The organism is Nesterenkonia cremea, from assembly GCF_014642675.1.
GTDB classification, from domain to species: Bacteria; Actinomycetota; Actinomycetes; order Actinomycetales; family Micrococcaceae; genus Nesterenkonia; species Nesterenkonia cremea.
This window is the reverse complement of sequence record NZ_BMIS01000009.1, coordinates 99,838-113,998: the sequence shown is the minus strand read 5'-3', so window position 1 is coordinate 113,998 and position 14,161 is coordinate 99,838. Positions and strand designations below refer to the sequence as shown.

At 67.0% G+C, this 14,161-nt stretch carries 14 protein-coding genes; 8 read left to right on the top strand and 6 right to left on the bottom strand.

From position 1 onward, the window contains the following. Positions 1-14: 14 nt before the first annotated feature. The gene (locus IEW85_RS10555) at positions 15-1,400 is read left to right on the top strand and encodes a M14 family zinc carboxypeptidase (RefSeq protein WP_188685470.1); all 1,386 of its coding nucleotides are present in this window, start codon (positions 15-17) and stop codon (positions 1,398-1,400) included. 25 nt (positions 1,401-1,425) lie between these two features. Here IEW85_RS10555 and IEW85_RS10550 read toward each other — a convergent pair whose 3' ends face one another. Together IEW85_RS10550 and IEW85_RS10545 are read right to left on the bottom strand one after the other, a co-directional pair. Then, positions 1,426-2,211 carry an ABC transporter ATP-binding protein gene (locus IEW85_RS10550; protein ID WP_188685468.1) on the bottom strand — a complete coding sequence of 262 codons (786 nt, stop codon included), beginning with the start codon at positions 2,209-2,211 and terminating at the stop codon, positions 1,426-1,428. Between the two features lie 37 nt (positions 2,212-2,248). Continuing rightward, positions 2,249-3,031 (bottom strand): helix-turn-helix domain-containing protein, encoded by a 783-nt coding sequence (locus IEW85_RS10545; RefSeq protein WP_188685466.1) that lies wholly within the window; start codon positions 3,029-3,031, stop codon positions 2,249-2,251. A 76-nt stretch (positions 3,032-3,107) separates the two neighbouring features. On the opposite strand from IEW85_RS10545, the gene IEW85_RS10540 reads away from it, so the two are divergent. Beyond that, complete coding sequence (locus IEW85_RS10540) at positions 3,108-3,719, top strand: DNA-3-methyladenine glycosylase I (protein ID WP_188685464.1); 612 nt, start codon at positions 3,108-3,110, stop codon at positions 3,717-3,719. Positions 3,720-3,768: 49 nt separating this feature from the next. Further along, the gene (locus IEW85_RS10535; protein WP_229658961.1) at positions 3,769-4,197 is read left to right on the top strand and encodes an NUDIX hydrolase; all 429 of its coding nucleotides are present in this window, start codon (positions 3,769-3,771) and stop codon (positions 4,195-4,197) included. 13 nt (positions 4,198-4,210) lie between these two features. Here IEW85_RS10535 and IEW85_RS10530 read toward each other — a convergent pair whose 3' ends face one another. After that, positions 4,211-4,849, bottom strand: coding sequence for a GNAT family N-acetyltransferase (locus IEW85_RS10530; protein ID WP_188685459.1), 639 nt, complete (start codon positions 4,847-4,849; stop codon positions 4,211-4,213). Then, positions 4,819-5,439 (bottom strand): LysE family translocator, encoded by a 621-nt coding sequence (locus tag IEW85_RS10525; protein ID WP_188685457.1) that lies wholly within the window; start codon positions 5,437-5,439, stop codon positions 4,819-4,821. Before IEW85_RS10525 ends, IEW85_RS10530 begins: the two co-directional genes overlap by 31 nt. Positions 5,440-5,715: 276 nt before the next feature. Between IEW85_RS10525 and IEW85_RS10520 the strand changes: the two genes are divergently transcribed. Continuing rightward, positions 5,716-7,326, top strand: a complete 1,611-nt coding sequence (locus IEW85_RS10520) for an ABC-F family ATP-binding cassette domain-containing protein (RefSeq protein WP_188685455.1) — start codon at positions 5,716-5,718, stop codon at positions 7,324-7,326. A 60-nt stretch (positions 7,327-7,386) separates the two neighbouring features. On the opposite strand, the gene IEW85_RS10515 is transcribed toward IEW85_RS10520, so the two are convergent. Both IEW85_RS10515 and IEW85_RS10510 read right to left on the bottom strand, forming a co-directional pair. After that, complete coding sequence (locus tag IEW85_RS10515) at positions 7,387-8,574, bottom strand: acetyl-CoA C-acetyltransferase (protein ID WP_229658960.1); 1,188 nt, start codon at positions 8,572-8,574, stop codon at positions 7,387-7,389. A 128-nt stretch (positions 8,575-8,702) separates the two neighbouring features. Beyond that, positions 8,703-9,284: a DUF4269 domain-containing protein gene (locus IEW85_RS10510; protein ID WP_188685453.1), complete on the bottom strand. Its 582-nt coding sequence runs from the start codon at positions 9,282-9,284 to the stop codon at positions 8,703-8,705. Between the two features lie 297 nt (positions 9,285-9,581). On the opposite strand from IEW85_RS10510, the gene IEW85_RS10505 reads away from it, so the two are divergent. The 4 genes from IEW85_RS10505 (at position 9,582) to crtI (ending at position 14,159) form a co-directional block, all read left to right on the top strand. Beyond that, positions 9,582-11,048: an SDR family oxidoreductase gene (locus IEW85_RS10505; RefSeq protein WP_188685450.1), complete on the top strand. Its 1,467-nt coding sequence runs from the start codon at positions 9,582-9,584 to the stop codon at positions 11,046-11,048. Positions 11,049-11,131: 83 nt separating this feature from the next. Next, entirely contained in the window at positions 11,132-11,698 is a 567-nt protein-coding gene (gene idi, locus IEW85_RS10500) for an isopentenyl-diphosphate Delta-isomerase (RefSeq protein WP_188685448.1), read from the top strand. Next, on the top strand, positions 11,695-12,570 hold the full coding sequence (locus IEW85_RS10495) for a phytoene/squalene synthase family protein (RefSeq protein ID WP_188685446.1): 876 nt from the start codon (positions 11,695-11,697) through the stop codon (positions 12,568-12,570). Before idi ends, IEW85_RS10495 begins: the two co-directional genes overlap by 4 nt. Further along, entirely contained in the window at positions 12,567-14,159 is a 1,593-nt protein-coding gene (crtI, locus tag IEW85_RS10490; protein ID WP_188685444.1) for a phytoene desaturase family protein, read from the top strand. Before IEW85_RS10495 ends, crtI begins: the two co-directional genes overlap by 4 nt. Positions 14,160-14,161 lie beyond the last annotated feature (2 nt).

Here is a 14,161-nt window from a genome sequence, read left to right as displayed (position 1 = left end):
TAGTCTCATCCACTGTGTCTGAGACTGTGGCAGAGGAGACGCTCCTGTTCGGCGTCGAGCCGGTACCTGCGATGACAGGCTATCCCACCGTCGACCAGCTGAAGGACCGGTTGGAGTCCCTGCGCGCCGAGCACCCTGAGCTGATCACCGCCGAGCGGATCGGCACCACCCGGCTGGGCGAACCCCTGTGGCTCTACACCCTGGGCGAGGGCCGGCTCTCCGGGCTGCTGGCCGGAGGGGTCCACCCCAATGAGCCCATCGGATCGGTGACCATCCTGCACCTGGTTCAGCAGCTGGCCTCCTCCGCCGATCTGCGCGCACGCCTGGACACCACCTGGCGGATCATCCCCTGCGCCGACCCCGACGGCATGCGGCTCAACGAGGGCTGGTTCCAGGACCCCGGGGACGCCGAGACGTATTTCCGCCACTTCTACCGCCCCGCCGGCGACGAGCAGGTGGAGTGGACCTTCCCGCTGTCCTATAAGCGCGCCCACTTCGACGCGATGCTCCCAGAGACCCAGGCGCTGCAGCGGGCCATCGACCTGGCCCGGCCCGACTTCTACGTCCCGCTGCACAATGCCGAATCCGGCGGCGCCTACTACTACCTCTCCGAGCCGATGCCGGAGCTCTGCTCCGCCCTGCAGCAGCTGCCGGAGCGCTTCGGCGTCCCGCTGCACCGCGGCGAGCCCGAGGCCGCCCACTTCACCGAGCTGGCCCCCGGCATCTTCGACATGGGCACCGTGGAGGAGATCTACGACTGGCTGGAGGGCCTGGGCCTGGACCCTGCTCCCCCGGGCTCGGCCGGAGACGCCTCCACCAGCTACGCGCGCCGCTACGGCACGCTGTCGATGATCGCGGAGCTTCCGCTGCAGAGACATCCCGACGCCGACGACCTCAGTCTCAGCGAGCACCGATACGCCGACCTGCTGGAGCAGGAGGGAGCCCAGCTCATCGCCGACGGCGAGCGCCTGCTGGCCATGCTGGCCCAGGCCGAGCCGGAGCTGAGCCTGGAGACCCCCATGCTGCGCGCCAGCCGCTGCTTCCTGCCCATGGTCCGCCGCTCCGGAGAGAGCCACCGGGCCCGCGCCGGGCAGGAGGAGAACAGCCGCAGCGCCACGGTCTCGGAGCTCACAGGCCTGCCCGGTGTGCGGCATATGCTGCGACTGCGCTTCGGCGGGATCTTCCTGCGGGCTTTGGAGGCAGAGTTCTCGGCCGGTACCGCCTCAGCGTCGCTGCGCCGGCTGGCCGATGAGATGGAAGGGCTGTTCGCCCAGTGGCTGCGGGAGGCCGCGGCCTGCCCCTCCGGGCAGACCCAGGCGATCCCGGCCCATGATGTGGCCAGCGTGCAGTGCGGGGCCGTGCTGGCCCTGGCCGACTATGCCGGCCGGCATCGGGGCTGAGCTGGGCCGGTCCGGAGCCTGAACTTCAGAGGACCGGGGCGCGCGGGATCATCAGCGGTTTGCCGGTCTCCGGGTCCTCGATCACCCGGGATTCGACGCCGAAGACCTCGCGGATGGTCTCCTCGGACCCGACTTCCTCAGCGGTGCCTTCGGCGGCGATCCGCCCGTCCTTCATCGCCACGATGTGGGTGGCGTAGCGCAGCACCTGGTTGATGTCGTGCAGCACGGCCACCAGAGTGCGCCCCTCGCGCTGCAGCCGGGCGCAGAGCTCCAGGACTTCGATCTGGTGGGAGATGTCCAGATAGGTGGTGGGCTCGTCCAAGAGCAGCAGCGGGGTCTGCTGGGCCAGGGCCATGGCGATCCAGGCGCGCTGGCGCTGACCGCCGGAGAGCGCGTCCACCTCGCGGGAGGCCAGCTCGGTCATCTGGGTGTCCTCCAGCGCCTGACGGACCGCCTCCTCATCCTCAGTGCCCCAGCGTTTGAACATGCTCTGATGCGGGTGGCGCCCCCGGGAGACCAGATCGGAGACGGTGATCCCATCCGGGGCGATGGCCGACTGCGGCAGCAGCCCCACTGTGCGGGCCAGCTCTTTGGTGGGCATGGCGGAGATGGAGGCGCCATCCAGGAGCACCTGGCCGTCGCTGGGTCTGATCAGCCGCGCCAGGCTGCGCAGCAGAGTGGATTTGCCGCAGGCGTTGGGGCCCATGATGACGGTGAAGGAGCCGTCCGGGATGGCGATGTCGAGATCGGCCAGGACAGCGCGCTCATCGTAGCCGGAGCTGAGCCGCTCGGCGGCAAGGCGGTAGGTCATGGCGACCATAGTAGAACGTCGCGCTGAATTAGAGCATTCACTCGTGACGGAACTCTCCGGGGGTCATGCCGGTGACCCTCCGGAACGCGACGCCGAAGGCGGAGGTGGTCGCATAGCCCACGCTGCGTCCGGCCTCAGCCACACTGGCACCCTCTGCCAGTGATTCGATGGAGCACTTCACCCGAGCGGTGGTCACCCAACCGCGGAATCCCATCCCGGTCTCATTGCGGTACAGGCGGGTCAGGGTCCGGGAGCTCACGCCCAGCCGGTCCGCCCAGCTGTCCAGGCCGTGGGAGGCCGCGGGGTCGGCCAGGATCTGCTCAGCCGCCCCGGCGATCAGCTCATGGGTGGGCATCTGCAGGATGACCGGCTGCGGGACCGGTCTGACCAGGTCCATCACCACGGCCTCTGCCCGGTGACGTTCGCCCTCATCCAGCTCCCCAGTGCGCAGATGCTCCAGCAGCTGGCCCAGCAGCGGGGTGACCTCCACGCTGGCCGGCTCCTCGGTGCGGGCAGGAGTGTGGTCCGGGTCGAAGAAGGTCGCCCGCGAGGTCACCCCGGCGGGCACTGTGCCGGAGTAGACGGTTCCGGCGGGGATCCACAGCGCCTGGGACCCTGCCACCGTCCAGAGCCTGCGGCCGACCAACACGGTGATCGCTCCGCCCTGGGCCCACAGCAGCTCGTGGGTGGGGTGGAAATGATCGGGCCAGCGCGTCTCCTCGCTGTACTGATCCAGCTCCCCGAAGATCCGACCCCACGGAAAACGGTAGGGCTGCTTCACGGAGGCAGCCAGGAGGTCGGGGGTCTTGGGCAGGCTCATGATCCATCCAGCATAAGAGGTCCGGCTGAGCAGAACCTCATCCGCTCCGATGGTGCTTCCCCGTAGGCTGAGAGCTATGACCATCTCCGCTGAGACCACCGCCTCCGACGGCCGTCCCCGCTGCCCGTGGAGCACCGGCGCCCCCGAGCTGACCAGCTATCACGACGCCGAGTGGGGCTTCCCGGTGGATCAGGATCAGCGGCTGTTCGAGAAGCTCTGCTTGGAGTCCTTCCAGTCCGGGTTGAGCTGGCGGACCATCCTGAACAAGCGGGAGGCCTTCCGCGCAGGATTCGCCGGATTCGAGATCGCCGCCGTCGCACGGTTCGGTGAGGAGGACGTCCGACGACTGCTGGCCGATGCCGGCATCGTGCGCAACCGCGCCAAGATCGAGGCCTGCATCAACAATGCTCAGCGGGCCGAGGAGCTCATCGCCCAGGAGGGGTCCCTGGCCAGCTTCCTCTGGCGCTTCGAACCGTCGGCCGAGGAGCTGGCCGAACCGCAGACGCTGACCGTCTCACCGGCGTCGGGAGCTCTGGCCAAGGAGCTGAAGAGGCGCGGATGGAAGTTCTTCGGACCCACCACCGCCTTCGCCTTCATGCAGTCGATGGGCATGCTCAATGACCACGTCCACGACTGCATCCTCCGCGAGCCGGTGGAGCGCGCGCGGGCAGATTTCCACCGGCCCTGAGCTGGGCACAGAAGGAACGGTGCGGAGAGCGCCCTGTTACAGTGCACGGGTGGATCTCAGAGTCGCCGCCTATGCCGTGATCACCGACGACGCCGGACGCATGCTGCTGCCCCATTGGCACCAGGGCCCCGGCGGATGGACGTTGCCGGGCGGCGGCATCGACCCCGGTGAGGACCCGGCCGACGGTGTGATCCGCGAGGTCCGCGAGGAGACCGGCTACGAGGCCGAGGTCGTGGAGCTGCTGGGGATCGACAATATGGTCATCCCGGGCGACCGCCGTCTCTCCGAGGAGAAGCAGGGCACGCCCATGCAGGCGCTTCGGATCATCTACCGAGCGCGGATCACCGGCGGTGAGATGACCGTGGAGCAGGACGGCTCCACCGACGGCGTCTCCTGGTTCGCCCCGGAGGAGATCGAGGGGCTCAAGCGCGTCTCCCTGGTGGATGTGGGACGCCGCATGGCCGGGCTGATCAGCTAGCCCTGGGGGCCGCTCAGCCCTGCTGGCCGGCGGGGCGCCACATCCCGATCATCGGCGAGGTCCCGTAGGCCGGGATCTCGCTGATCTCCACGAAGCCGTAGCGTGCGTAGATCGGAACGTTCTCCGGCTTGGAGGACTCCAGGTACACCCCGACGCCGGCGCGGTCGGCCTGAGCGAGCCCGTGCCGGATCAGCGCGGACCCCACTCCCCTGCCGCGGGCCTGCGGGGAGGTGCCGAGGACTTTCAGATACCAGTGCGGAGCCTTGGGGCGGTGACGGGCGGCCTCGCGATAGGTCCGCTTCACATCCTTATAGCGGCGGCCATAGATGCGGCGCATCGCCACCGCCTCAGTGAGCTGCTCGCGGCGGCCGGCCTCCTGACCGGGTGCGCCCCAATAGGCCACACCCAGCGGTTCCGCGCCGGCGTCGGCGCCGTCCACAGCCACATAGACGTGACCGCCGGTGCGCAGGTTGCTCAGCGCCTCGAAGCGGAACATCTGCTCCATACGGTCCTGCCTGCGGTCCTGCGGCAGCAGTCCGGCGATATGCGGGTCATCGCCGAAGGCACCGGCGAGGACCCGGGCGGCGGCGTCGGCGTCGGCCTCCGCGGCGGGACGGATGATCACGGAAGAAGCGGCTGGATCGATTCCCATGTCTCTATGATCGCAGGGACCACTGACACCACCAGCAGCCCGGCCATCACGTTGTTGAAGATCCGCATATGACGCGGCCGCGCGATCAGCCTGCCGGCGCCCACGCCCAGCACCGTCCAGGCGGTGGTGCATGGGGCCCCGAAGACCAGGGCGAAGGCTGCGATCACCAGGACTTCGGCGAGGAAGGAGTCCCAGAATCCGGTGAAGGTCGACAGTGCGGCCAGAGCCAGAGTCCAGGCCTTGGGGTTGACATACTGGAACAGCGCCATCTGCACGAAGCCCGGCGGACTTCCCTCACGCCGAGCCTTCAGATCGGTGGGGCCGGTGCCGATCCTCCAGGCCAGCCACAGCAGGTAGGCCACACCCAGCGGGCGGATGATGTCCAGCAGGAAGGGCCACTGGGCCAGGACCCCGCCCAAGCCGAGGCCCACCAGCACGATCATGACGGGGAACCCGACGTTGATCCCGGCGATGGCCGGCACGGACTTCCGGAAGCCGAAGACAGCCCCGGAGGCCATCACGATGGTGTTGTTCGGCCCCGGAGTTCCGGCCCCGGCCACGACGAACAGGATCAGCGACAGAAAGGTCATGAGGAGAATCTACTTGCTCGGGTTGTGTGGTGCGGGCGCGGATCCCGCCGGGCTGCGCTACAGTTGAAAGCGTCTTTGTTCCCGACCACGAGGTGCCCGTTGAAGTTCTGAGGTCTGAGACCTGCGCAGTCTGCCCGCGACGTCCTGATGGCGTCCCGCCCGGCACTGTGCTCTCCGACCGATCAGAAGTTCACGATTCTCCGCCGTTCCGGCTGCACCCGTGGCATCTGCGCAGCGTCTCCACGCGTCATCGACCGCTTCTGCCTGTGGAGACCTATGCCTACCCCCATACTTGCCACACATTCCCTGTCCTATCGCCTGCCCGAAGGTCGCATCGTCCTGGACCAGGTCAGCTTCGGACTGACGCCCGGCCGGCACGCTCTGATCGGTGACAACGGCGCCGGGAAATCGACCCTGCTGAAGCTCATCACCGGTGAGCTCACGCCCTCCTCAGGGACAGTCCAGCTCGACGGCGACCTCGCCCACCTTCAGCAGAACCCGGCCGTGGATGAACACATCCCCGTGGCTGAGCTGCTGGGCGTCCAGCAGACGCTGGACGCCCTGGAGGCCATCGAAGCCGGATCGGTGAGGGAGGAGGACTTCGACGCCGTCGGAGACGACTGGGACATCCGCGAACAGATCCTCGCCTCCCTAGCACGTGCCGGGATGGAGGGGATCGAGCTCTCCCGCACGGCCAGAAGTCTCTCCGGAGGCGAGCTGATCCTGCTCAGCCTCACCGGACTCGTCCTGCGTCGACCATCGCTGCTCATCCTGGACGAGCCCACCAACAACTTGGATGCGCACGCCCGACGGCGACTCAGCGACATCCTCGATCAGTTCTCAGGAACTGTCCTGGTGGTCAGTCATGACCGTGACCTGCTCGAAGAGGTGGACTCCATCGGGGAGCTGCGCCGCGGATCGCTGCGCTGGTTCGGCGGCGGACTCTCGCTCTACGAGGAGATCATCGCCGCTGAGTCCGAAGCCGCCGCCCAACAGGTGGCCCAGGCCAAGGCTGATGTGAGGAGGCAGCGCCGCGAGCTGACCGAACAGCGGCGCAGGCAGGCCGCCCGCGACCGCCAGGGGAAGCAGAGTGCCCAGAGCATGCCCAAGATCCTGGCCAATGCCCGGAAGTCCAAGGCTGAGGCCAACGCCGGCAGAGCCTCGGCGGCCCACCACACCCGGCTGGAAGAGGCGCGGAAGTCACTGGAACAGGCCGAGGAGCAGGTCCGTAAGGATCAGCAGATCCATCTCGACCTCCCTGGCGCCGAGGTGCCCAAGGGTCGCGAGGTGTTGGAGGTGGTCGGACTGCGCCCGCCGCACGGCACCGCTGTGGTCGACCTCCACCTGCGCGGACCGCAGCGCGTGGCGCTGACCGGGCCCAACGGCGTCGGGAAGACCTCAGTGCTGCGCTGCATCACGGGGGAGGCGCAGCCGCTGGAGGGCAGCGCCGGCGTCGCGGTGCCGTTCCGCTGTCTGCCGCAGAATCTGCAGCTGCTCGACGACGGTGCCAGCGTCCTGGAGAATGTGCAGCGCTTCGCGCCGACCACGACGCCGGTTCAGGCTCGACATCGACTGGCGCAGTTCCTGATCCGCGGCGACGCCGTCCACCAGCCGGCCGGGTCGCTCTCCGGCGGGGAGCGTTGGCGGGCCACACTGGCCTGCCTGCTGCTGGCCGAGCCGACGCCGCAGCTGCTCATCCTGGATGAGCCCACCAACAACCTGGACCTGGCCAGCGTGGCTCACCTGACCCACGCTCTGCAGGCCTACTCCGGTGCGCTGCTGGTGGTCAGCCACGATGAACGGTTCCTGCGTGAGCTGCAGCTGGACCAGCGGGTGGACCTGCGGGAGCCGGAGGAGATGGAGGCTCCACCAGGAGGTGAAGTCTGAGCCGGCACGGTGAGCGACCGGCGTCGGGCGGGGCCGCCCAGGTCTGATCAGACCATCTGATCAGACCGTCAGGATCAGGGCGTCGCCCTGGCCTCCGCCTCCGCAGAGTCCGGCGGCTCCGGTTCCGCCGCCGCGCCGTTTGAGCTCCAGTGCGAGGTGCAGCAGCACGCGAGCACCTGACATTCCCACCGGATGGCCCAGGGCGATGGCGCCGCCGTTGACGTTGACCTTCTCCAGGTCGATGCCCAGCTGGCGGGACGAGGCCAGTCCGACCGCGGCGAAAGCCTCGTTGATCTCCACCAGATCCAACGATTCTGCGGCGATCCCCTGCTTGGCGCAGGCCTGGACGATGGCGTTGGCCGGCTGCAGCTGCAGGCTGGAGTCGGGGCCGGCGACCATGCCGTGGGAGCCGATCTCGGCGATCCAGCTCAGCCCCTGCTCCTGAGCCCTGCGCTTGGACATGACCAGCAGGGCGCAGGCTCCGTCGGAGATCTGCGAGGAGGTTCCGGCGGTGATGGCCCCGTCGGCGGCGAAGGCCGGGCGGAGCCGGGACATCGATTCGGCTGTGGTGCCGGGGCGGAATCCTTCGTCCTGACTGACTGTGACCGGGTCGCCCTTGCGCTGGGGCACCTGGACGGGGACGACCTCCTCAGCGAAGAGACCCTCCTCCCAGGCGGCCGCCGCCCGCTGATGCGAGGCCGCGGCGAGCTCATCCTGCTCCTCCCGGCTGACCTGGACCTCACCGGAGTTGCAGGACTCGGTCAAGGCGCCCATGGACTGGCGGGTGGCCTGGTCATACAGGGCGTCATAGGCCATGGAGTCCACCAGGGCGGTGTCCCCATAGGTGAACCCCCTGCGGGATCCGGGCAGCAGGTGCGGAGCCTGGGACATGGATTCCATGCCGCCGGCCAGGACCACCTCGCATTCGCCGGCGCGGATCATCTGGTCCGCTGTGGCCACTGCATTCAGCCCGGAGAGGCAGACCTTATTGACCGTGATGGCCGGTATGTGGGCCGGGATCCCGGCACCCAGGGCTGCGCTGCGAGCAGGGTTCTGGCCGGAACCCGCCTGGATCACCTGCCCCATGATCACGTAGTCGACCTCAGACGCCTCTGTTCCGGCCTTCTCCAGCGCTCCGCTCAGCGCGGCAGATCCCAGTTGGGCCGCGGAGAGGGAGGAGAGGCCTCCCATGAGCTTCCCGATGGGTGTGCGGGCTCCTGCGACGATCACAGTCGGTTCGGCAGACACAGAGTTCTCCTTCGGCGGGCGGGATCAGGCTATGTGCAGTAGACCACATTTTCAGGCGGCCCTGCACGCCCGCCCAGGGTGCGGCATGCCTGCCTCGAGGGGCCCAACCTCGCGGGACTCCCCGCTGATCAGTCCAGCAGCGCCGGGTCCAGCAGGGCGAGGTAGGGATCGCCGTCGAGGTTCAGCGCCTGGGCGAAGGCCGGCTCAGTCTTGAGACCGGACTGCTTGAGCTGGAAGATCTCCTGCCGGAACGCCGCTCCGTGACGCTGCAGCAGCACATATTCGGCCACCAGGTGCCGGAAGGCGCGCTGCTCAGCCAGCGCCCGATCCTGCAGGAAGAACTCGATGAGGAAGCCCTGGGATTCGAAGGTCACGCACCAGGCCCCTGCCTCAGCGCTGTGCGCCCAGGCGGCGAACTGCGACAGCTGCCCGAACTGTTCGGTCAGCTCCTCTCGGGCCGCAGCCACCTCCGAAGTGCAGACCAGCACGTCCAGATCCGATTCCGGCAGGTCCACCCCCAGCGGGATCGTCCCGGCCAAAGCCCACTCGCGCACTCCCGGAAGATCCCCGACGCCGAGCTCCTCCAAGACCGCCGCGGCCCGACGCTGGCGAGGGTTGCCCCGGTGCAGATACTCCGTGCCGAGCAGCTGAACCTCAGCCTGCTCTGCGCTGATCCGGGCAGCGGCGTGCGGGCTCATCGGATCAGGCATGCCTTCATCCTAGTCAGCGCTGTACTCGACCTCTGCACTTTTCGCCCGTTGAATCGATCCGGTGGTGTCCCACTCATCGGTCAGCGCTTCGAGCGGCGTGGATACGGCGAATCGGGCGAAATCAGCCTCACAAGGACATCACGTCACGACTACGCCTGCGGAACACTCCCCCGGCGGATGAGGTTTTTGCACCCTGCTGCCACCGTCGCCGTGGGGAGATAGTGTGAAACTGACGACCAGGCCACAGTCCGAACCACCGAATCCGACGATCGTGATCGCTGAGCGAGAGGACATTCCATGACGAACATCGCAGTGACTGGGGCTACAGGTTACATCGGAGGACGTCTTGTGCCTCAGCTGTTGAAGGCGGGGCATCGGGTTCGGGTGCTGACCCGCCGGGCCGAGTCGCTGCGGGATGTTCCCTGGCGCGACGAGGTCGAGGTGATTGAGGGAGATCTCTCAGACGCCTCGGCAGCCCGGAGACTCTGCGACGAAGTGGATGTGCTCTATTTCCTCGTGCATTCCATGAGCGGTGGCCGGGACTTCGCTGACCTGGACAAGCGATGCGCCGAATGTGTGGCCACAGCGGCTGAGGAGGCCGCAGTGAGCGGAATCGTCTATCTCTCCGGACTTCACCCCGACGAGGAGCTCAGCCCACACCTGCGGTCGCGAGTCGAGGTGGGCGAGATTCTGGAGTCCAGCCGCGTTCCGACGCTCACCCTCCAAGCCGGGCTGGTGATCGGCTCCGGATCTGCCAGCTTCGAGATGGTCCGCCATCTCACCGATGTGCTGCCGGTCATGCCTTCACCGCAGTGGGTGCTGAACCGCGTGCAACCTATCGCCGTACGCGATGTGCTGCACTACCTGAGCCGAGCCGCAGACGTGGAATGGGAGGAGAGCCGCCGGTATGACATCGGAGGCCCGGACGTCCACACATACGCGGATCTGATGAGGCTCTACGCACGGGCTGCCGGCCTCCGGGAGCCCACTGTTCTTCCGGTGCCGGTTCTCACGCCGTGGCTGGCGGCGCAATGGGTCAACCTGGTCACTCCGATCCCCCGCTCACTGGCCGTCCCCTTGGTCCAGTCCCTGCAGCACGATTGTGTAGTCCAAGACCGCAGCATCGACGAGCTGCTCCCTCCCCCTGACGCCGGGCTCACGGACTATCCGTCGGCCGTCGGCCTGGCATTGGAGAAGATCTCAGCGGACCGTGTGGAGACGACCTGGGCCGGGTCGCATCCTTTGGATGCACCGTCCGAACCGCTGCCCTCTGATCCTGACTGGTCAGGGCGCACCGTACTGACCGATGAACGCCGAGTTCGCTCTGCGGCCTCGCCGGAGGCGGTCTTCGCGGTCATCGAAGGCATCGGAGGAGACAGGGGGTATTTCGCCCTGTCACGAGCCTGGAGGATCAGGGGACTGGCGGACAAGCTCGTCGGCGGGGTCGGACTGAGCCGAGGACGCCGCAGTCGCCGGCAGCTTCAACTCGGTGACGCAGTGGACTGGTGGCGAGTAGAGAGACTGGACCGCGGGAAGCGACTGCGACTGCGCGCAGAGATGAAGGTACCCGGGCAGGCCTGGCTCGAGTTCCTCGTCGAACCCGAAGGCGAGGGCTCAGTATGCACTCAGCGTGCGATCTTCTTCCCGTCTGGGCTGGGCGGGCGCCTCTACTGGTTGGCACTGGCGCCCTTCCATTCGGTCATCTTTCGGAAGATGGCCGCGCGGCTTGCGCAGGAATCGGAGTCGAATGCCGCACGGCACTGACGGCGTCGTGCGATCTGATTGGAGACAGACACTAAAGTTACCTAAGCTAGTTATTAGACAGGCAAACTATAGAGGGGAAGCAGATGCATCACGAGGACTCCCAGCATGTGGTGCTGGTCAGCTCGGATGGCGAGCCGTGTGGAACTCAGCCCAAACGATCGGTGCACAGTGCCAGCACACCATTGCACCTCGGCTTCTCATGTCACGTGCTCAGCCCCAGCGGAGACGTGCTCGTCACTCGACGCGCCCTGACCAAGCGGACCTGGCCGGGGGTGTGGACCAACAGCTTCTGCGGCCATCCTGCCCCCGGCGAAGACTGGGCAGACGCAGTGGCCCGGCACGGCTTCGACGAGCTGGGGTTGGAGCTCACCGAGCTGTCTCTCGTCCTGCAGAGTTTCCGTTATCGCGCCACCGATGCCTCAGGCGTGGTCGAGAACGAAATATGCCCGGTGTTCACCGCGGTTACCTCATCCCGGCCCGAGCCGGACCCGAGCGAAGCGATGGAGATCGCATGGTCTGCCCCAGGTGATGTCTCCCGGGCGATCCACCATGCTCCCTGGGCGTTCAGCCCATGGTTCTCGCTCCAGGTCCCGCAGATGGACGTGTACAGGACACAAGCCCGACCGTCTATCGGCGCTGCTGACTCATGAACGGTTTGGAACTCTACACCCGCACATCCACGGAAGCTGCCGCTCGTGTGATCAGAGCCTACTCGACGTCGTTCGGCATGGCGGCGAATCTGCTTCCGCCTGACCGCCGCCGGGGGATCCGGAACATCTATGCTCTTGTCCGCACTGCTGACGAGATCGTCGACGGGACAGCCGCAGAGGCAGGACTGACAGCGGATCAGCAGCGCAGCGTACTGGATGCGTTGGAGCAGGAAGTTCTTCTGGGAACAGCACGTGGATTCAGCGCCAACCCGGTGGTGCACGCGTTCGCCGTCACCGCCCGCGACGCGGACATTGAGACGCCTCTGATCACAGCCTTCTTCCACTCGATGCGCCGAGACCTGAGCCCAGTCGAACGCCTGAGCCGCGCACAGTATGAGGAGTATGTGTATGGCTCGGCCGAAGTCGTGGGACTGATGTGCTTGCGCGTCTTCCTCAACGGCCACGCGTGGGATGCCGAACGGCTCCAGCCCGTCGAGCATGGCGCCGCTCGTCTCGGCGCGGCCTTCCAGAAGATCAACTTCCTGCGCGACCTCGGCGACGACGCGGCCCACCTGGGCCGGGCCTACTTTCCCGGAGCACTGCCAGGACAGCTCAGCGAGCGGGAGAAGGCGGACATCCTCGATGAGATAGACGAGGATCTGGCCGCAGCGAGGACCGGCATCGCCCAGCTGCCCCCCGGCCCGCGTCGGGCTACACTGCTGGCCGCCCAGCTCTTCGAAGACGTCACCGCGCAGCTGCGCAGAACGCCCGCAGCCGAGATCCTGCACCGCCGTGTGTCAGTCCCCCGGCGCAGGAAGACCTACCTTCTGCTGAAGACACTGCTGCCGGCGAACTTCAGGGGGCGGCCATGACGGAGCGCAGGGGCAAGGCCCGCACCGCCGTCGTCATCGGAGCAGGCTTTTCCGGTCTTGCCACCGCGGCGCTGCTGGCTCGTGACGGTGTCGACGTGACTGTTCTCGAAGCCCACGAGTCCGTGGGCGGACGCGCAGGTGAATGGCATCAGCAGGGTTTCCGCTTCGAAACGGGCCCATCCTGGTATCTGATGCCTGAAGTCTTCGATCGCTTCTTCGAAGAGATGGGAACCACCACGGCCGATGAGCTGGAGCTCATTCGGCTGGATCCTGCCTATCGGGTCTTCTTCGAGGAGCAGAGCCAGCCCTTCGACCTGCCTGACCAGGACTCCCTCGGCGCACTTCAGGAGTGGGAGCAGACCCCGGGGTCATTGACCGCCTATATGAGATCCGCAGAGGAGACCTGCCGGCTCGCGACGGACCGACTGCTCTATTCTCCCTATGACTCCCCGCGGGACTTCGCAGACCCTGGGCTTCTCCGACGTCTGCCCCGGCTGCTGCGCCTGCTCTTCGAGCCGATGGACCGCTTCATCAGTCGGCACACCTCGGATCCCCAGGTGCAGAAGATCCTCGGGTACCCAGCGGTGTTCCTCGGAACCTCGCCGAAAGCAGCACCGAGCCTCTACCACCTGATGAGTCATCTGGACGTCAATCAGTCCGTGCTGTATCCGCGCGGAGGGTTCAGCGCGGTCGTCGCAGCGATCGCCCGCTTGGCACGACAGCACGGTGTGGATCTGCGCACCGGGCATCGGGTGACGGAGGTGATCACAGAAGGAACGAACGCTGCGGGGGTGCGGTTCACCACCCCAGAGGGCGAACACAACAGTCTGGCCGCCGACATCGTCGTCTCCAGCGCAGACATCCACCATACGGATACGGCGCTGCTGGCACCGCGCTTCCGCAGCCGCTCGACGGCTTCCTGGGAGCGACGGAACCCGGGGCCCGGGGCAGTGTTGGCGTTGCTGGGCGTTGAGGGTGAACTGCCTGAACTGGCTCATCATTCGCTCTTCTTCACCGAAGACTGGCAACGGGGGTTCGAGGAGATCGAGGGCAGGCTCCCTGCCCAGGGGCCTCCCAGGTCCCTCTATGTCTGCAGGCCCAGCGCCACAGACGATGAGGTCGCCCCTGCGGAACATGAGAATCTCTTCATCCTCATTCCCGTCCGGGCAGATCCTGATACCGGAGCGGGGGGCATCGATGGGTCTGGCTCCCCCTCCGTCGAAAGGTTCGTGGACGAGGCCATAGACCAGATCGCATCCTGGGCAGACGTTCCAGATCTGTCGTCACGGGTGACCGTGCGACGCAGCGTCGGACCGGCCGATTTCGAACGGGAGTTCGGGGCATGGCGCGGTGGTGCGTTGGGGCCGGCCCATACTCTGCGACAGAGCGCATTCCTGAGGGGGCCCATTCGTTCTTCGAAGCTCGATGGACTGTACTACGCCGGCTCGACAACAATGCCAGGAATCGGCGTACCCATGTGCCTCATCAGTGCCGAACTGGTCCGGACATCTGTTCGCCGCGGCCCGAGGAGGTCTCTGCTCCGACGCTTCCGACATCGACCGGCCACCCAGGGGGCGCGACGTGCCTGAAC